General features: G+C 71.3%; 16 protein-coding genes. 13 read left to right on the top strand and 3 right to left on the bottom strand.

The genetic code is table 11. The annotated features are described in order from the left end of the window. Positions 1–43: 43 nt before the first annotated feature. From ACIRON_RS07770 to ACIRON_RS07730, 9 genes are read left to right on the top strand one after another with little or no spacing between them, the layout of a single operon-like run. The gene (locus ACIRON_RS07770) at positions 44–1,114 is read left to right on the top strand and encodes a Gfo/Idh/MocA family protein (RefSeq protein ID WP_402991155.1); all 1,071 of its coding nucleotides are present in this window, start codon (positions 44–46) and stop codon (positions 1,112–1,114) included. Further along, positions 1,111–2,112 (top strand): NAD-dependent epimerase/dehydratase family protein, encoded by a 1,002-nt coding sequence (locus ACIRON_RS07765; protein WP_402991153.1) that lies wholly within the window; start codon positions 1,111–1,113, stop codon positions 2,110–2,112. Before ACIRON_RS07770 ends, ACIRON_RS07765 begins: the two co-directional genes overlap by 4 nt. Further along, positions 2,109–3,260 carry a DegT/DnrJ/EryC1/StrS family aminotransferase gene (locus ACIRON_RS07760; RefSeq protein WP_402991150.1) on the top strand — a complete coding sequence of 384 codons (1,152 nt, stop codon included), beginning with the start codon at positions 2,109–2,111 and terminating at the stop codon, positions 3,258–3,260. Before ACIRON_RS07765 ends, ACIRON_RS07760 begins: the two co-directional genes overlap by 4 nt. Continuing rightward, a complete protein-coding gene (locus ACIRON_RS07755; protein ID WP_402991147.1) occupies positions 3,257–3,883 on the top strand; it encodes a NeuD/PglB/VioB family sugar acetyltransferase in 627 nt (208 codons plus the stop codon). Before ACIRON_RS07760 ends, ACIRON_RS07755 begins: the two co-directional genes overlap by 4 nt. Next, positions 3,883–4,932, top strand: a complete 1,050-nt coding sequence (locus ACIRON_RS07750; protein ID WP_402991145.1) for a glycosyltransferase family 2 protein — start codon at positions 3,883–3,885, stop codon at positions 4,930–4,932. Before ACIRON_RS07755 ends, ACIRON_RS07750 begins: the two co-directional genes overlap by 1 nt. Next, positions 4,929–6,395, top strand: a complete 1,467-nt coding sequence (locus tag ACIRON_RS07745) for an oligosaccharide flippase family protein (RefSeq protein WP_402991142.1) — start codon at positions 4,929–4,931, stop codon at positions 6,393–6,395. Before ACIRON_RS07750 ends, ACIRON_RS07745 begins: the two co-directional genes overlap by 4 nt. Then, positions 6,392–7,510 carry a DegT/DnrJ/EryC1/StrS family aminotransferase gene (locus tag ACIRON_RS07740; RefSeq protein WP_402991140.1) on the top strand — a complete coding sequence of 373 codons (1,119 nt, stop codon included), beginning with the start codon at positions 6,392–6,394 and terminating at the stop codon, positions 7,508–7,510. The genes ACIRON_RS07745 and ACIRON_RS07740 overlap by 4 nt, the downstream gene beginning before the upstream one ends. Then, positions 7,507–8,766: a glycosyltransferase family 1 protein gene (locus tag ACIRON_RS07735; RefSeq protein ID WP_402991137.1), complete on the top strand. Its 1,260-nt coding sequence runs from the start codon at positions 7,507–7,509 to the stop codon at positions 8,764–8,766. Before ACIRON_RS07740 ends, ACIRON_RS07735 begins: the two co-directional genes overlap by 4 nt. Before the next feature lie 9 nt (positions 8,767–8,775). Next, a complete protein-coding gene (locus ACIRON_RS07730) occupies positions 8,776–10,548 on the top strand; it encodes a hypothetical protein (protein ID WP_402991135.1) in 1,773 nt (590 codons plus the stop codon). On the opposite strand, the gene ACIRON_RS07725 is transcribed toward ACIRON_RS07730, so the two are convergent. Then, on the bottom strand, positions 10,532–11,239 hold the full coding sequence (locus tag ACIRON_RS07725) for a hypothetical protein (protein WP_402991132.1): 708 nt from the start codon (positions 11,237–11,239) through the stop codon (positions 10,532–10,534). The genes ACIRON_RS07730 and ACIRON_RS07725 overlap by 17 nt on opposite strands. A gap of 173 nt (positions 11,240–11,412) precedes the next feature. On the opposite strand from ACIRON_RS07725, the gene ACIRON_RS07720 reads away from it, so the two are divergent. After that, positions 11,413–12,198, top strand: coding sequence for a hypothetical protein (locus ACIRON_RS07720; protein ID WP_402991129.1), 786 nt, complete (start codon positions 11,413–11,415; stop codon positions 12,196–12,198). A 6-nt stretch (positions 12,199–12,204) separates the two neighbouring features. Beyond that, on the top strand, positions 12,205–13,587 hold the full coding sequence (locus ACIRON_RS07715; RefSeq protein WP_402991126.1) for an O-antigen ligase family protein: 1,383 nt from the start codon (positions 12,205–12,207) through the stop codon (positions 13,585–13,587). Here ACIRON_RS07715 and ACIRON_RS07710 read toward each other — a convergent pair. Continuing rightward, positions 13,522–15,114 carry a DUF4082 domain-containing protein gene (locus tag ACIRON_RS07710; RefSeq protein ID WP_402991123.1) on the bottom strand — a complete coding sequence of 531 codons (1,593 nt, stop codon included), beginning with the start codon at positions 15,112–15,114 and terminating at the stop codon, positions 13,522–13,524. The two genes, ACIRON_RS07715 and ACIRON_RS07710, sit on opposite strands and share 66 nt — an antisense overlap. 208 nt (positions 15,115–15,322) lie before the next feature. On the opposite strand from ACIRON_RS07710, the gene ACIRON_RS07705 reads away from it, so the two are divergent. Both ACIRON_RS07705 and ACIRON_RS07700 read left to right on the top strand, forming a co-directional pair. After that, on the top strand, positions 15,323–15,988 hold the full coding sequence (locus tag ACIRON_RS07705) for a hypothetical protein (RefSeq protein WP_402991120.1): 666 nt from the start codon (positions 15,323–15,325) through the stop codon (positions 15,986–15,988). Then, the gene (locus tag ACIRON_RS07700; protein ID WP_402991117.1) at positions 15,985–17,568 is read left to right on the top strand and encodes an acyl-CoA ligase (AMP-forming), exosortase A system-associated; all 1,584 of its coding nucleotides are present in this window, start codon (positions 15,985–15,987) and stop codon (positions 17,566–17,568) included. Before ACIRON_RS07705 ends, ACIRON_RS07700 begins: the two co-directional genes overlap by 4 nt. 20 nt (positions 17,569–17,588) lie before the next feature. Here ACIRON_RS07700 and ACIRON_RS07695 read toward each other — a convergent pair whose 3' ends face one another. Further along, positions 17,589–18,254, bottom strand: a complete 666-nt coding sequence (locus ACIRON_RS07695; protein ID WP_402991114.1) for a polysaccharide deacetylase family protein — start codon at positions 18,252–18,254, stop codon at positions 17,589–17,591. Between the last annotated feature and the right edge of the window lie 34 nt (positions 18,255–18,288).

Here is an 18,288-nt window from a genome sequence, read left to right as displayed (position 1 = left end):
GAGGCTCTTCGGAGCCTCGCCCCTCGCGGATTTCATGGTCGACATGACTGATGGGGAACCGCTCGGTGTGGCAGTGGTCGGGGCCGGGTACTGGGGGCCCAACCTGGTCCGAAACTTCCGGAACGCACCGGACTGGACGCTGGTGGCGGTCGTCGACCTGGACCTCGGACGGGCCCAGGAGGTGATCGGGGGCGGCACGGACGTGCTGGCCACGACCGACCTCGACGAGGTGCTCGCACGCGAGGACGTGGACGCGGTGGCGATCGCGACGCCGGCGGGCACGCATCGGCACCTCGTCGAGAGGGCGCTGCGGGCCGGGAAGCACGTGCTCGTCGAGAAGCCGCTGGCCGACGACGTGGAGTCCGGGCGGAGCATGGTCGAGGCTGCGCGCGCCAACGATCTCGTGCTGATGGCCGACCACACCTACTGCTACACGCCGGTCGTGCAGAAGATCCGCGAGCTGGTCGAGGACGGGTCGCTCGGCGAGATCCTGTTCGTGGACTCGGTGCGGATCAACCTCGGGCTGGTGCAGCCCGACGTCGACGTCTTCTGGGACCTGGCCCCGCACGACCTCTCCATCCTCGACTTCGTCCTGCCCGGCGGGCTGCGCCCCACCGGGGTCGCCGCGCACGGCGCCGACCCGCTCAAGGCGGGCAAGGCGTGCGTCGGCTACCTGACGCTGCCGCTGGAGGGCGGGGTGATGGCCCACGTCCACGTCAACTGGCTCAGCCCCACCAAGATCAGGCAGATGGTGATCGGCGGGAGCCGGCGTACGTTGGTCTGGGACGACCTCAACCCGCAACAGCGGCTCAGCGTCTTCGACCGCGGCGTCGACCTGGTCCAGCAGAGCGTGGACATCGCCGACCGCGCCACCGCGACCATCGCCTACCGGCTGGGCGACACCTGGGCGCCGGCGCTGCCCGAGTACGAGGCGCTCTCCCGGATGGTCGGCGAGTTCGCCGAGGCGATCCGGGACGGCCGTACGCCGCGCACCGACGGGGCCGCCGGGCTCCGTGTCCTCTCCGTCCTGGAGGCGGCCCAGACCAGCCTCCGAGCCCGCGGCGCCCTCGTCGAGGTGGCCGCCGAGACCCCGACCCTGGAGCTGATCCGATGACAACTCTCAACGGCGCGAACGTCCTGGTCACCGGAGGTGCGGGCACGATCGCCTCCACCATCGTCGACCAGCTGCTCTCGGAAGGCGTGGGCCATGTCGACGTGCTCGACAGCCTGATCCGGGGACGCAAGGCCAACCTCGACGACGCCCTCGCCTCCGGCCGGGTCACCCTGGTCGAGGGCGACATCCGCGACCGCGACCTGGTCGGCGACCTCACCGCGGGCAAGGACCTCGTCTTCCACCAGGCCGCCATCCGGATCACGCTGTGCGCCGAGGAGCCGCGGCTGGCCAACGAGGTGCTGGTCGACGGCACCTTCAACGTGGTCGAGGCCGCGGTCACCGCGGGCGTGGACAAGCTGGTCTACGCCTCCTCGGCCTCGGTCTTCGGGCTCGCCGAGGAGTTCCCGACGCCGGAAGGGCACCACCACAACAACAACGACACCCTCTACGGCGCCGCGAAGTCCTACAACGAGGGGCTCGTGCGGTCCTTCCGGGCGATGCACGGCCTCGACTACGTCGGGCTGCGCTACTTCAACGTCTACGGGCCCCGGATGGACGTGCACGGCGCCTACACCGAGGTGCTGGTGCGCTGGATGGAGCGGATCGCCGACGGCAAGCCGCCGCTGATCTTCGGCGACGGGCGCCAGACGATGGACTTCGTCTGCGTCCCCGACATCGCCCGCGCCAACATCCTGGCCGCCGCCTCCGGCGTGACCGAGGGCGTCTACAACATCGCCTCCGGCACCGAGACCTCGTTGCTGGAGCTGGCCGAGGCGCTCGTCCGCGTCATGGGGTCCGACCTCGGCGTCGAGCACGGTCCCGAGCGAGCGGTCAACGGGGTCACCCGCCGGCTCGCCTCGATCGATGCGGCCCGCGACGACCTGGGCTGGGAGCCGACGATCGGGCTCGAGGAGGGGCTGCGGCAGCTGGTCGAGTGGTGGACGCCGCTGCGCTCCGAGATCGCGGCCGGCCGGGCTCTCCAAGGCGGTACGTCATGAGCCGGATCAACGTCATGCAGCCCTGGCTGGGCGAGGAGGAGGTCGCGGCGGTCACCGAGGTGCTCCGCTCCGGCTGGGTCGCCCAGGGGCCGCGCGTGGCCGAGTTCGAGCGTCGCTTCGCGGACTCGCAGCAGGCTGCTCACGCGGTCGCCACCTCGAGCTGCACGACGGCGCTCCACCTGGCGCTGGTCGTGGCCGGGGTGACCCCCGGGGACGACGTCGTCGTCCCGTCCTTCTCGTTCATCGCGACCGCCAACGCGGCGGTCTACGTCGGCGCCCGCCCGGTCTTCGCGGACGTCTCTCCGGTCACCGGGAACCTCACCGCGGCGACCGTCCGGGAGGCCCTCACGCCGCGGACGACCGCGGTGATCGTGGTCGACCAGGGCGGGGTGCCGGTCGACCTGGACGCGATCCGGGAGGTCTGCGACCCGCTCGACATCGTCGTCATCGAGGACGCCGCCTGCGGTGCCGGTTCGACCTACCGAGGTCGTCCCGTCGGCGCCGGCGCCGAGATCGCCGCCTGGTCCTTCCACCCGCGCAAGATCCTCACCACCGGCGAGGGCGGGATGCTCACCACCTCGCGCGAGGACTGGGCCGCACGGGCCCGCACGCTGCGTGAGCACGCGATGAGCGTCTCGGCGGCCGACCGGCACGCCAGTCTTGTCTCGCCGCCGGAGTCCTACGACGAGGTCGGCTTCAACTTCCGGATGACCGACCTGCAGGCGGCCGTAGGCCTGGTGCAGCTGTCCCGACTGCCCGAGGTCGTGGCCCGGCGCCGCGAGCTGGCCGCGGGCTATGCGAAGGCGGTCGCCGAGATCGACGGGCTGCGTGCGGTGGCCGACCCGGCCTGGGGCACGAGCAACTTCCAGTCGTTCTGGATCGAGGTGGCCTCGACAGGCTCGACCACCGGGGGGTACGGGATGGACCGCGAGGGGCTGCTGAGCGCCCTGGCAGAGGCCGGGATCTCCGCGCGACGCGGGATCATGGCGGCGCACCGGCAGCCCGCGTACGTCTCGGAGGGGGTCGTGCTGCCTGCCACCGAGCATCTCACCGACTCCACGCTCATCCTGCCGCTCTTCCACCAGCTCTCGGACTCGGAGCAGGCGCGAGTCATCGGCGTACTCCGACAGGGGGGAGTACGCCGATGACCACGCTCGTTCTCGTCGCCGCCAGCGGGCTGGCCGGGGAGGTGGCGGCCGCCACCACGGGCTACGACCAGATCGTCGCGGTCGACGACGACCGCGAACGTTGGGGGACCATCGTCGGCGGGGTCGAGGTCATCGGCCCGGTCGAGCTGGTCTCCGACAGCGGCACCGACCTGGTCGTCTGCGCCGGATCGGGCCGGATACGCCGCCGGCTCATCGCGCGGCTGCTCGACTACGGGGTGACCCCGGAGCGGTTCGCGACCGTCATCCACCCCGATGCCTCGGTCGCCCACGGGTGCGAGGTCGGACGGGGCAGCATCCTGCTCGCCGGTGCCCGGCTGACCTCGCAGGTCTCGGTCGGCCGGCATGTCGTGGTCATGCCCAATGCCGTCCTCACCCACGACGACATCGTCGGGGACTTCGCCACCCTGTGCGCCGGTGTCGCTCTGGGTGGGGAGGTCGTCGTCGGCGAGGCCGCCTACCTCGGGATGAACTCCTCGGTGCGCCAGCGCGTCGCTGTGGGTGCCGACTCCGTTCTCGGCATGGGGGCCGTGCTCCTCACGGACCTTCCCACCGGCGAGACGTGGGCCGGGGTTCCCGCCCGACCGGTCCGGGTGCCGGTCTGATGCGCCGGTTCGAACGCCCGCGACCGCTGCGGACGCGCCCGTCGGTCAGTGTCGTGATCCCTTGCTACAACTATGGGCGCTATCTGCCTCAGGCGGTCGCGGGTGCCCTCGCCCAGGACGGCGTCGACGTCGATGTGCTGATCGTCGACGACGCGTCCCCGGACGGCAGCGCCGATGTCGCACGTTCACTGGCCGCCGCGGATCCACGCGTCGACGTACTCGTCCACGAGCAGAACGCCGGGCACATCCAGACCTACAACGACGGGCTCTCCCGGGTGCGCGGGGACTATGTCACCCTCGTCTCCGCGGACGACGTGCTGATGCCCGACGCGCTCACCCGTGCGGTCGCGCTGATGGAGCACCATCCCGGGGTCGGCCTGGTCTACGGGTACGCCCGCTCGTTCACCGACGAGCTCCCGGTCGGGCCGAGGAGGACCCGCAGCTGGTCGGTCTGGTCGGGAAGGGACTGGCTCGGCACCGCGGCCCGGCAGGGTCGCTGCTTCCTGGTCAGCCCCGAGGCGGTGATGCGCCGCGAGGCGCTCGAGCAGACCGACGGCTACGACCCTCGGCTGCCCCATTCGGGCGACTTCGACATGTGGCTGCGCACAGCTGTTCGCTGGGACGTCGGCCGGGTGGACGGACCGATCCAGGCGGCCTACCGCGTCCACGACGCCAACATGCACCTGACCGAGTACGCGGGCTGGCTCACCGACCTGCGCGAGCGTCGGCGTACCTTCGACATCCTCTTCGAGGAGCGCGCACCGGACGTCGCCGAGGTCCAGAGCCTGCGGCCGTACGCGATGAAGGCGCTGGCGAAGGAAGCGCTGGTTCGCGGCCGGGAGGTCGCTCACGGCGACTCCTCGATCCTCCTCGACCACCTCCGCTTCGCCGCCGAGACGCACTCCGCCATCCGCAGCACCAGGGCCTGGGAACGCGCCTGGGCCGAGGCCACGGAGGGCCGGGTGCCCAGTCCGGCACCGTGGAGCCGCGCGACGGCGAAGGTCCGGCACCACCTGCGGTGGCGGTTCGAGCGCAGGTACGGCACATGACCACGACGACCTCTCATGGGACGGTGGCCGGGCGGGTGAGCCGCGGCCTCGGCTGGGGGCTCGGCGGCACCATCGCGATGCGCGTCGGAAGCGTGCTGTTCGGGATCCTCGTCGCCCGGCTGGTCGCGCCGGCGGAGTTCGGCGTCTATGCGGTGGCGCTGACGGTCTGGGCGATCCTGAGCACCCTGGCCGACCTCGGGCTCGGCGCCGACCTGGTCCGCGCGCCCGACATGGAGCCGCGGGCGCCGACCGTGGCGAGCATCGGCCTGGGCGTGAGCGTCGCCCTCGGCGCGACGATGGCCCTGGCCGCCGAGCCGATCGCGCTCGCCTTCGACAGCCCGGAGTCGGTCGGCGTGATCAGGCTGATGGCGGTGAGCATCGCCGTCTTCGGCTTCACGATCGTTCCCTCGGCGCGACTGACCAGGGCCTATCGGCAAGGTGCCCTGTTCGGCATCAACGCGCTCGGCCTGCTGGCCTCGGTGGTCGTCTCCCTCGGCCTGATCCTGGGCGGTGTCGGTGCCGAGGCGCTCGCCTGTGGCCAGATCGCCTGCCAGAGCATCATCGCGGTGGGCCTGTACATCGTCACCCGGACCGTGCCACGGCTGGGATTCGATCCTGCGCTGGCCCGGGAGTCGCTCGCGTTCTGTCTCCCGCTGGCCGCCGCGAACCTGCTCTCCTGGCTGCTGCTGAGCCTCGACAACCTCATCGTCTCCCGCACCCTCGGCCCCGAGCAGCTCGGGCTCTACGTGCTGGCGTTCAACATCTCCTCCTGGCCGATGAGCGCGCTCGGAGCCGCCATCAGGGTGGTGGCGCTGCCCGCGTTCTCGCAGGCATCCTCACCACAGGTCCGCAACCGTGGCCTGGTGCTCTGCATCGCACCCCTGGCCACCGTGGCCACCCTGGCCTCGCTCGGCCTCGCCGGGGCGGCCGTCCCGCTGGTCACCCTGGTCTACGGCGAGCGCTGGGAGCCGGCGGCCGCCGCGCTCACCGGGCTCGCGGTGTTCGGAGGTGTCCGGGTCGTGCTCGACCTGGTGGCCACCTTCCTCGTCGCCGCGGGGGAGACCCGAGCCGTCCTCGTCGTGCAGGTCGCGTGGGTCGTGGCGATGGTGCCGGCGATGATCGTCGGCGTCGCGCGCTGGGGCCTGGCCGGCGCCGGCTGGACCCATGTCGTGGTCGTCGCGGTCGTGGTGGTGCCGCTCTACCTGCGTGCGCTCGCCAAGGTCGGGATCCGGTCCGGAGACCTCCTCCGACCGGCGGCGGTCCCGCTCCTCGCGGCCGTCCCGGCGGCCGTCGTCTGCGGCTGGCTCGCCGGCCTCTGGAGCAACCGGCTCCTCACGCTGGCCGCCGTCGCCGCCGCCGTCCTCGTGCTCTACGCACTGCCGCTGCTGCGGTGGTGGCGCGCGCGATTCACCCAGCTTCGCCGGCTCGAGCCGGCCCCCGTCCCGGAAGGAACCCCGTCATGACCGCGAACCCACGCCCGAGCGTGCCCTTCGTCGACCTGCGGCCCCAGAACGAGGCCATCAACGACGAGGCGGTGAGCGCGTTCGCCGAGATCTGCGAGAGCGGCGCGTTCGTCCTGGGGCCGCAGGTGCGGCGCTTCGAGGAGGAGTACGCCGAGTTCGCCGGCGTCGAGCACTGCATCGGCGTCGGCAACGGCACCGACGCGCTGGTGCTCGCTCTGCGCGGCGCGGGCATCGGGGCGGGCGACGAGGTGATCGTCCCCGCCAACACCTTCGTCGCCACCGCCGAGGCGGTAGCGATCGTCGGCGCCGACCTGGTGCTCGCCGACTGCGACGAGGACTTCCTGATCGACCCCGCCGACGTCGCCCGCCGGGTCACCGGCCGCACCCGAGCGGTCATCGGGGTGGATCTGTACGGACAGGTGGCGCCCTTCGAGCGGCTCCGCGAGGCGGTGGGTGATGACGTACTCCTCCTGGAGGATGCGGCCCAGTCCCAGGGAGCCAGCCGGAACGGCCGCCCGGCGGGGTCCTTCGGCTCGGCTGCCGGGACCAGCTTCTACCCGGGCAAGAACCTCGGCGCCTACGGGGACGCGGGAGCGGTGACCACCGGGTCGGCGGAGATCGCCGACCGGGTCCGTGCCCTGCGCAACCACGGCGGGGTGGCGAAGTACGAGCACCTCGACGTCGGCACCAACTCCCGTCTGGACTCGGTCCAGGCGGCCGTCCTCTCGCTCAAGCTCGAGCGCCTCAAGGGCTGGAACGCCGAGCGGGACGAGGCCGCGCAGCGGTACGCCACGCTGCTCGCCGAGGTGCCCGAGGTGGTCCTGCCGCGGGTCCTGCCGGGAAACCAGCACGTCTGGCACCTCTACGTCGCGCGGGTCGCCGACCGCGACCGGGTGCTGGGCGACCTCTTGGAGGCCGGGGTCGGTGCCGGCATCCACTACCCGGCGCCGGTGCACCTGTGGCCGGCCTTCTCCTGGCTCAGACACGGCGTCGGCTCGTTCCCGGTCGCGGAGGCGCTCGCGCGCGAGATCATCTCGCTGCCGATGTTCCCGGGCATCACCGCAGAGCAGCAGGAGATCGTCGCGGATGCTCTCAGCGGGGCGGTGGGACGGTGAGCGGCGGCGTGCTCGGTGGCATCGCCGGGAAGCTCCGGCGCGAAGGGCCGCGCGGGGTGGTCCGCCGCGCCGTACGGCGTGCCTATCAGCAGCTCGACGCGCACACCCTCGACTTCGGCCTGCTGCCCGAGGACATCGCCGACTCCACGCGCCTGGAGCTCGGTCCGGTGCCGCCGGTGCCGCGCGGGCGCCCGCTCGTGGTCGGCTGGCTGACCACGCCGCCGGCGGCCGGCTCGGGCGGTCACACCACGATGTTCCGGATGGTGGAGGCGCTGGAACAGGCCGGCCACCGTTGTGTCGTGCTGCTCTACGACCGGCACCACGGCTCGGCGGCCGCTCAGGCCGAGGTGATCCGCGACTGCTGGCCGGGGGTCCGGGCCGAGGTCCGTTCGGTCGACGAGGGGTTCGACGGGCTGGACGCCTGCGTGGCGACCGGGTGGGAGTCGGCCCACGTGCTCGCCGTCCGGCCGACGCGGCCGCTGCACCGGCTCTACTTCATCCAGGACTACGAGCCGCTCTTCTCGCCGCACGGCTCCGAGTACGAGCTGGCCGCCGACACCTACCGGTTCGGGTTCACCAACATCGCGTTGGGGGAGATGGTGCACCGCCGGCTGCGCGAGGACCTGGGCGTCTCCTCGGAGCTGGTGCCGTTCTCCTGCGACACCTCCGTCTACTCGCTGCACAACCAGGGCCCGCGCTCCGGCGTCGTCTTCTACGCCAAGCCGGGCCTGGCGCGGCGCGGCTACCTGCTCGGCACCCTCGCGCTCGCGGAGTTCCACCGGCGGCACCCGGATCAGCCCATCCACGTCTACGGTTCGCCGGTGCCCGAGCTCAGGTTCCCGGTGGTCCACCACGGCCGGCTCACTCCCGAGGAGCTGAACGCGCTCTACAACCGGTGCGTCGCCGGCCTGGCGATGTCGTTCACCAACATCTCGCTGGTCGCGGAGGAGATGCTCGCGGCAGGCTGTGTGCCGGTGGTCAACTCCTCGCCCGATGCCCGTGCGGACCTGGACAACCCACATGTCGGCTGGGCGTCCCCGACACCGGGAGGCATCGCCGGTGCCCTGTTCGAGGCGGTCGGGGCGGCCAACGTCCCGGCCCGGGCGGCGGCCGCCGCCGGGAGCGTACGCACCGACAACTGGGCGCGCACACGCGACGGCGTACGCCGGATCATCGAGAACACGGCCAGGGGCGGTGCTCCCGTGGATTGGGTACGCGTGGCTGGAGGCGCCGGCGCCGCCAGCAGCCCTTCCTAGGGTTCTCGCATGACGTCCTCACCGCCAGGTTTCGCGGCAGTCTCCGCAGGCGTCGGCCGGAGTGCGCCGGCCTTGTCGGCAGCGGTCGAGTCCGTCGCACCCGAGGCGGCCTGCGGCGGCACCCGGTCCGGGCTCCAGACCGCGACCTGGGGAGCGTACGAACCGCTGGCCGACGGCCGGACGCTGGTCCTCACCCGCGAGCTGAGGCGACGGAACCTGGGCGTCGATCCCGAGGACGTGGCCCGGATGCTCGCCGTCGGGGACCGGAAGGCGCTCGCGGAGATGCTGCCGACGTTCGGCGCCGTGCGGCAGGCGGGAAAGGTCGTCACCGCCACGACCGACGCGCTCGGGTTCCGGCACCTCTACTACCGCGTCGGCGACGGCTGGGCGGCGGTCTCGACGTCGGCACGGGTGCTGGCGGCACTGGCGCCGACGTCGCTGGACGAGGAGGGTCTCGCCGTGCAGAGCCTGCTCGGTTGGCAGCTGCGTGGGCGCAGCCTGTTCGAGTCGGTGACGAAGGTGCCCGCCGGCCGGTCGGTCGAGCTCCGCGACGGCCTGCTCGGCCTGGACGCCTTCACCGACGAGCCGGACGAGGAGCGCATCGGCCTCGCCGAGGGGGTCACCTCGATGAGCAGCATGCTCCGTGGCTACCTCGACGCCTACCTCGACGACCACCCCGACGCGATCCTCCAGCTCACCGGCGGCCAGGACTCACGCCTGCTCCTCTCCGCGATCGACCCGCGGCGTCGCCGCGGGCTGAGGGTGGTGACGCTGGGGCGGCCCGACTCTCCGGACGTACGGATCGCCGCAGGCCTGGCAGGTCGCTACGGGATGAGGCACGAGATCATCGGTGTGGACGGGCTCGACGCGCTCGACCCCGAGGAGGCGTACGCACGGTGTGCGGCTGCCGCCGGTGCGATCGAGCTCGGTGCGGACCCGCTGGCCTGGGCGGCCCTGGACTTCGCCGAGGCCCGGGCGATGCCGGGCCCGCGGATCTCCGGCCTCGGCGGAGAGGTGGCCCGGGGTTTCTACTACCTCGGCCGCGACGGTGACGGCCCGGTGACCGAGGCACGGGCGCGGCGCCTCGCCGACTGGCGGATGTTCGTCAACGAGGCCGTCGAGTCCTCGGCGCTCCGGCCCGCGTTCCGGGAGCGGGCGCGCGAGATCGCCCACGCCCAGGTCCTGGCCGCACTCGCCGAGGGCGGGCGCTCGTGGTTCGAGGCGACCGACGACCTCTACCTCGGCCAGCGGATGCAGCACTGGGCGGGAGCGACCGAGTCGCCGGTGAGCGCCCGCCGCCGGATCGTCAACCCGATGCTCGACGATCGTTGGATCGCGACCGTCCGGGCCCTTGCGTCCGCGGACAAGATGGGCTCCCGGTTCCTCGCCCGGCTCCAGGTCGAGCTCGATGTCGAGCTGGCCCGGCTGCCGCTCGAGGGACGCCCCTCGCCGGCGACGTACGTCACGCCCGGATGGCGCAGCTCCTGGCGCCGAGGCGCGACGGTGATGACCAAGGCCGGTCGCAAGCTCGGCCAGCGAGTCCGGCGACGCGGTCGGCCACCTGTGGGCGGCGAGATCCTGGCCGACGCCGTGGTGACCTACTGGCGGATCCACCCGGAGACGGTCTCCGGCCTCGCGGAGACCGAGGTCGTCGAGCCGAGCTGGCTCGACGACGTGCTGACGGGCAGGCACGATCCGGGGCCCGGCACCGTCGCGTTCCTGCTCAACCTCTCCCTCGCCGCCGGCGCGGTGCGCCACCCCGGAGTCACCGCTGCGAGATGAGGTCCCGCTCGGGCCGGAGGGTCGAACCGCTGTGATCACGGGCCTGCGTCCGGCGCGCGGCGCGGACACGGGAGAGACGCTCGATCCAGATGACCGCCACCACGGTGAGCGATCCGCCCAGCAGCAGGAGTCCCGCCGCCGTACGCGACCTGCTGCCGCTGATCTGCTGGACGACCACGTCCTCAGGCGCCATCTCGGTGGACATCCGCGACGCCTTGCGGACGCCCAGCTCGTCCTGTCGCCGTTGCAGGATGCCGTCGAGGTCCCGGGCGATCCGGGCGGCCTCCTCCTCGACCCGATCCGCGTCCGGGTCCACGACCTGCACGTCGATCACCGGGTTGCTGTAGATGGGGAGCCACTGGTTGCCGACGTTGCGCATCCGGACCCGCTCGCCCTGGTCGAGGCCTTCGCCGTAGAGGGTCGTCTCGGTGGTGCTCATGTTGAGCGGGTGCCGGCCCTGGTTGTACTCCTCCACCAGCAGGCCCGCCATCGGGACCATCCCATAGGGGTCCTCGCGGAGGGTGTTCGGGTTCACCGACTCCTTCGGCGGGAGCAGCACCACCTCGAACTGGGTGAAGTAGACCGGCGGCCGGTCGAGCAGCACCACCGCGCCGCCCAGCGTCAGCAACGCGCAGACGACCACGACGTACCACCTGCGCAGCAGCAGGCCGACGAGTTCGAGGGCTGTCACAACCCTCACCCTGTGTGCGGGCGCCGATCGGCGGCCGCGATCGGTGCGGTCGGTACCTCGTCTTGGGTATGACGTGGTGGGTGCGCCTCGGAGCAGGCCGGAGAACCTGACGATGGCTGTGCCCGGGCACGCGGATGCCTTCAGCCACTCTCTAGCGAAAGCGACCGGAACACATGGAACTCAGCGCGGTGTGGGGGGCCTTGGCGCGCCGCTGGTATCTCGTGATCGTCACGCTGGGGCTGACGGTCGTCGCCGTCGTGGTGATGATGGGGCGGGTGGGTCCCTCCTACACGGCTCAGGGGACCCTGCTCCTCTTCCCGCCCGATGGGACCACCCGAGCGGGCGAGAAGATCGAGGGCAACCCCTATCTCTCCCTGGGCGGGCTCAACCCGGCCCGCGACATCCTCATCCGCGCGATGACCTCGAAGACGGCTCGGGCCGAGCTCGAGGAGAGCCATCCGGACGTGAGCTATGAGATGTACGCCGACATGGCGGTGAGCGGGCCGATCGTCGTGGTCGATGTGACCGGCGCCAGCGAGGAGGACACGATCGGTGCTCTGAACGACCTGTTCGACGCCGCGCCGGGTGTGCTCGTCGGCCTGCAGTCCGACCTGGGGATCAAGCGTCGTGAGTACATCTCCATCCAGAAGCTCACCATCGACGAGACCGCGGAGAAGGTCACCAAGGACCAGGTCCGTGCGGGGATCGTCGGCGGTGCGGGCGTCTTGGTGGTCGGGCTCCTCGGCATCGGGCTGCTGGACGGGCTGCTGCTCTCGCGCGGCCGTGCCAGGCGCCAGGAGGAGGACGAGTCTCACGGAGCAGGCGACGTCGGCGATGACCGCGCCGGCCCCAGAATCGTGGAGCCCCTGGACTCGGATGGCCGGATGAGGCCACCCCGGAACGGGTTCGCCCAGGTCGTACCGCATGACGAGCAGTCCTCAGCGGTGCAACGCAGGTGAGGGACGATGCGGACGGCCCCGCTCACCGGACTGCGTAGTCCCGGCGAGCCGAAGGTAGGTGTGTCCCGGTCGATCGACGCCGCGGCCATCCTGACGGTCTACATCGTCGTGCTGCTCTCGATCCGGTCCGTGCTCGTCGTCCCGGCGCTGGGCACGGCCGGCGCGCCCGCGACGATCGTCGCGATCGGGGCGTTCCTGTGGTGGGTCTGGTACCACGTCCAACGGATCTATCGGATCGACGTGGGAGTCCAGCCGCTACGCATCGCGATCCTGGGGCTTCTCCTGGTCGTGATGGCGTCGTACGTGCTGGCGATGTCGGCGCCGATGCCCGGCAACGAGCTGACCCCCGCCGACAGCGGACTGCTCAAGATGATCGGGATGGCCGGTCTGGCCATGGTGGCGGCAGAGGGGATCTCGTCCCTCGACCGACTGCACGCGGTGGTGCGCCGGCTGGTGATCGGGATCGGGTTGGTCGCGGTGCTGGGCCTGCTCCAGTTCGTGACCCGGCAGGCCCTGGTGGACCGGATCAGCATCCCCGGACTCTCCGCCCGTGGCATCGAGATCGGCCTGTACGAACGCAGCGGCATGCCACGGCTCAGCGGGACCTCGACCCACCCGATCGAGTACGGCGTCATCTTGTCGATGGTGCTGCCGCTGGTGATCGTGTACGCCCTGCACGCACCCACCCGACGCTGGTTCTACCGCGTCGTCCTGGCCGTTGTCGCGATCGCGATCTTCATGGTGATCTCGCGCTCGGCGATCCTCTGCACCGCCGTCGCGATCCTGGTCCTCGCCCTCCGTTGGCGTTGGCGCATGCGCCTGGTCGCACTCGGTTGCCTGGCCGCGATCTCGGGTCTGGTCTATCTCGTGGTGCCGGGGATGCTCGGTGTCCTCACCGGGCTGTTCGTCGGCGCCGGCGACGACGCCAGCGTGGCGTCTCGGACGGATGCCTACGGGGTGGCGTTCCAGTTCATCGCGCGTGACCCGTGGCTGGGCCGCGGGCCCGGGACGTTCCTGCCGCAGTACTGGATCCTGGACAACCAGTACCTGGGCCACACGATCGAGACCGGGCTGGTCGGGATGGCTGCGCTGCTCGCGGTCATCCTCGTCGCGGCGTTCATGGCTCGCAGCGCTCGGAAGGCAGCGACCACGGACTTCGACCGCGAGCTCGCGCAGGGGCTGCTCGCCGCTGTCCTCGCCGGTGCGACCGCGATGGCCTTCTACGACCTGTTCGCGTTCCCGCAGTCCTCCGGCTGTTTCTTCCTGGTGGTCGGTCTCGCCGGTGCCCTGCACCGCCTGGTCAAGCAGGGACCCGCGGAGCCGTCACCCGGGATTCACGACGCCGCCGTCCGACCAGACGTTGCCCTTCCAGACGTTGCCCGGCGCTGAGGAGTCGAAGGAGGCGATCGGGAACCAGTAGCCGCAGTTCGGTCGCGCGGCGGTGCGCTGGAACACGTTGTCGATGAAGCGGATGTGGTTGGTGCCGCCGTAGGCCTTGCCCGACGACGAGCCGCCGTAGGCGCAGGTGCCGCCGGTCGTCACCAGGAACATGTTGCGCTCGATGAGGTTGTTCTCCACGGTGGCGAAGTCCCCGTACCCGGTCAGGCCGGCCGAGCAGCCGGCGTCGGGCGGGACGTCCGGTGCGTCGCAGGTGATCGTGTTGTGGCTGATGACACCCCCCGAACCCATCCGGATCCCGGACTCGTGGGCGACGCCGGTCACGTCGGTGAACTGGCCGTGCACGTAGGAGTCCCGCACGGTGCAGTCGCGCCAGCAGTTGATCGAGCGGTTGCCTCCGGTGACCTCCACCCGCAGGGCCGTGAAGCCGACGTTGCCGATGCCCGTGCCGCCGCGGTTGCCGATCCGGACCTCGCTGTCGACGATCGTGAACCCGAGCCCGTTGGACCCCTCGTCGTTGTAGACGGTCCCGTTGATCACCGAGTTGCGGATCGTGACGTCGGCCGCGCGTACGTTCAGCGTGCAGTTCACGATCTTGCCGTCGATCACGGTGCCGGGCTTGGTGATGTTGCACGATCCCGCGTAGGGAGTCAGTCGTACGCCCGCGGGTACCCCGGTGGTGGACGGGTTCGGGAACCCGTCGGGTATCGAGGTCGGGGGCGTCGGCCCGCCGGTGACCTCCGGTGACGCCGAGCTCGGAGGCGGGGCGGTCGGGGTCGCGGGAGCCGATTTCGATGGGGGCGAGCTCGGGGACGGGCTCGGTGAAGCGGTCGACGGAGCGGCCGACGGGGAGGTCGCCGAGGACGGGGACGACGAGGGTGAGGGCGAGGGCGACCCGCCGGAGCCGGTCGGGCGCACCACGATGTCCACGGCGTAGCTGTTGGCCCCGTAGGTCTGAGTGGGGAAGGAGCCGGGCCGGTAGGAGTAGACGCCGGCGTTGACCCCGGCGGTGATCGGCCCCCTGGACACGGGCTTGTCGAAGAAGCTCTGGTCGGTGGAGTAGCGGCCCTTGGGCGCGGTGTAGGAGACGACGTAGTCCCGGCCGGGTCGCAGGATCACCTTGGGGTCGAACTCGGCCACCTGCAGGCCACGCCGCGGCTTGTCGCCGAACCGTGCGGTGGCGAGCTCACGCCCCCGCCCGGACCACAGGGTGCCCGTGTGCGGCCCGGTGTTCGCGGAACTCTTGTAGAACTGCACCGCGACCGCCTCGGCGGGCTCGGTCACCCGGAAGCGCAGGCCGACCTCGACCGGACGTCGATCCGGGTCGGTCACGATCGCGGGGACCGCGTCGTCGGGGAGCAGGCTGACCGTCTTCGCCTGGCTCTGCGAGATCGGCCAGATCGTCCAGGCGACGATGGCGAAGACCGTGATCAGGGTGCTGCCGACCAGCAGGATCGGTTTTCGGGCATGGCCTCGAGAGCCAGTCGGACCGGACGTTCGACTTGCCGAGGTTTGCATGTGGTTGCACCGTTCAGGTCTAGGCAGCACCGTTGCGATACCGACCCTGCACAGATGCGGAGCGTTCGGGCATCCACCAGAATCGGTATGTCGGCCATGTTTCTGGGGGCGGTCACCTGTCCGGGCAGCGCGACCGCTTCTACCTGATACGGGGGATCCGGGTTCGGGGAGCCGTTCGCCGGGCGGCTGCGCCGTTGACGATTGTCGGGTGAAGCTCGAGCTCCGATCCCGACTGGTGGACTCTCCCGCGTCCTTGGGCGCCACGCTTCGGCTGCGCCGCTGGGAGAGGTTCACGGCGCACTTCCCCGACATCGCCGACATGAAGGTGCTCGACGTCGGCGGCACCACCGAGTCCTGGCTGCGGGCACCCGTACGCCCTGCGCACGTCGTCGTGCTCAACCTCACCGAGCCGGGGGCCGGTGAGGAGGGCTGGTTGACGCCGGTGACCGGAGACGCCTGCGACGCACGCGGCGCGTTGGAGGGTGCGGGGGCACCGGTGGCGTACGACCTGGTGTTCTCCAACTCCCTGCTCGAGCACGTCGGGGGCCACGCCCAGCGGTCCAGGCTGGCCGAGCAGATCCGTCAGGCCGCGCCACGGCACTGGGTCCAGACGCCCTACCGGTACTTCCCGATCGAGCCGCACTGGCTCTTCCCCGGGATGCAGTTCCTCCCGATGGCGCTGCGCGCCCGGGTCGCCGAGCGCTGGCCGCTGGTCCACACGCTCCCCGCGTCCCGGGCCGAGGCGATGGCCGATGTGCAGTGGACCGAACTGGTCGGGATGACCGAGATGCGCTCCTACTTCCCCGACTCCGAGATCCTCCGGGAGCGGCTCCTCGGTCTGACCAAGTCGATGATCGCGGTACGGACGCGATGAGGACGGTGCTCCACTCGCTGTTGCGCGAGCACGCCGAGTCTCGACCTGACGCCCCCGCGCTCTCGTACAAGGGCAGCACGCAGAGCTACGCCGAGATCTGGGCCTCGGCGTGCGCGATCGCCGCCGGACTCGGCGATCTCGGCCTGGCTCGGGGCGACCGCTGCGCGATCTTCCTGGAGAAGCGACCCGAGACGGTCGCCTCGATCTTCGCGGCCACGGCCGCGGGCGGCGTCTTCGTGCCGGTCAATCCGCTGCTCAAGGCCGGCCAGGTCGCTCACATCCTCGAGGACTGCTCGGTCAAGGTGCTGATCTCCTCGCGCGAGCGGTTGCTCATGCTCCGCGAGGAGCTGAAGCGGTGCGAGGCGCTCGAGCACATCGTTCTGGTCGGCACCGGGGCCGGCACCGGGGTTCCTGACGAGATCGCGCTCGACATCGCGGTGCACGCCTGGGACGAGGTGTTCCCGGCCGGCGCCTCCGCGCCCGCCGACGCGACGATCGACCAGGATCTGGCCGCCATCCTCTACACCTCGGGCAGCACCGGGAAGCCGAAGGGCGTGGTGCTGAGCCACCGCAACCTCGTGGCCGGCGCCGAGAGCGTCAGCAGCTATCTCGGCAACGGGCCCGAGGACGTCATCCTCTCCGTGCTCCCGCTCAGCTTCGATGCCGGCCTGAGCCAGATCACCACCGCCTTCGCGGTCGGAGCACACGTGGTGCTGATGAACTATCTGCTGCCCGGCGAGGTCCCTGCGCTGTGCACCGAGTACGGCGTGACGGGGCTGACCTGCGTACCGCCGCTGTGGCTGCAGCTGGCCGGCGTCGAGTGGCCACAGGAGGCGCGAGAGCGCCTGCGCTACTTCGCGAACACCGGCGGCCGGATGCCGCGGGCCACGCTGCAACGGCTCCGCGAGCACTTCCCGGCGGCGCAGCCCTTCCTGATGTACGGACTGACCGAGTCGTTCCGCTCCACCTATCTCGACCCGGCCGAGGTCGACCGCCGGCCGGACTCCATCGGCAAGGCCATCCCCAACGCGGAGGTTCTCGTCGTACGCCAGGACGGGACGCCGTGCGAGCCCGGCGAGGAGGGGGAGCTGGTCCATCGCGGCGCACTGGTGGCCCAAGGCTACTGGGGCGACCCCGGCCGGACCGCCGAACGGTTCCGGCCGCTGCCGCGCGAGCAGGCCTCGTGGCGTACGCCCGAGCTGTGCGTGTGGTCGGGGGACCGGGTGGTGGCGGACGAGGAGGGTTTCCTCTACTTCGTCGGGCGCCTGGACGACATGATCAAGACCTCCGGTTACCGGGTCAGCCCGACCGAGATCGAGGAGGTGGCCTACGACACCGGCCTGGTCCGCGATGCGGTGGCGCTCGGCCTGCCCGACGACCGGCTCGGGCAGCGGATCGTGCTGCTGGTGACGCCTCCCGCCGGTCGGACGGAGATCGAGGCCGACCGGCTGCTGACCGCGCTGCGCCGTGCGATGCCGCCCTACATGGTTCCCTCGACCATCGACGTACGCCCCGAGCTTCCGCGCTCCCCGAACGGCAAGTTCGACCGCGTCCTGATCCTGAGCGTGCTGACGTCGTGAAGCTCAGCGCGTCCTGAAGCTCAGCGCAGCCGCTTGACCAGGCCTGCCGCCTGGCGCTCCACCCGCTTGGCGATGCCCTGCCCGTTCAGGATCTGGCTGCGTACGCTGGCGCCGTCGTCGTTCGCGGTGACGCTGAACCTCGGCTGCAGCCAGGCGCCGGCCACCGCGTGCGCACGGTCGCTGGTGTAGACGTGCTCATAGCCCAGGCGGCGCAGGTGGCGCAGCGTGATGCGGTCGTAGCGGCCGAGCGGGAGCGCCGCCTCGTCCACCGTCTCGCCGGCCGCCATGGTGATCTGCTCGCGGGCCTGGATCAGCTCGCGGCGTATGCCCGCGGGATCGAGGCCGCGCCAGCTGACGTGGTCCATGCCGTGGGTGCCGATCCGCATGCCCGCTACCCGGAGGAGCCGGATGTCGAGACGGTCGACGCTTCCCGGCTTCCCCAGGCGTCCCGCGAGCACGAAGAAGGTCGCGCTCAGGCCGCGGGTCAGCAGGCCCGGCAACCCGAGCGCGACGTCGGAGTGGTTGCCGTCGTCGAAGCTGAGTCGCACCTCGGGGCGGCCGGCGACGGCATCGAGGATGTCCTCGTAGGCGTCCTGGCTGATCCAGTAGCGGTCCTCACCCGGCTCCAGCTCGCGCTCGGGCTCGCCGATGCCGTGGAAGCAGATGTTGGTCACGTGGGCGGGCATGTTCTCCACGCTAGGGATCCGGAGGCCACGCCGG

Source organism: Nocardioides sp. NPDC101246, from assembly GCF_044767415.1.
In the GTDB taxonomy this organism is placed as follows: Bacteria; Actinomycetota; Actinomycetes; order Propionibacteriales; family Nocardioidaceae; genus Nocardioides.
The sequence above is the reverse complement of the archived record's forward strand: the minus strand, read 5'-3'. Positions and strand labels throughout refer to the sequence as shown.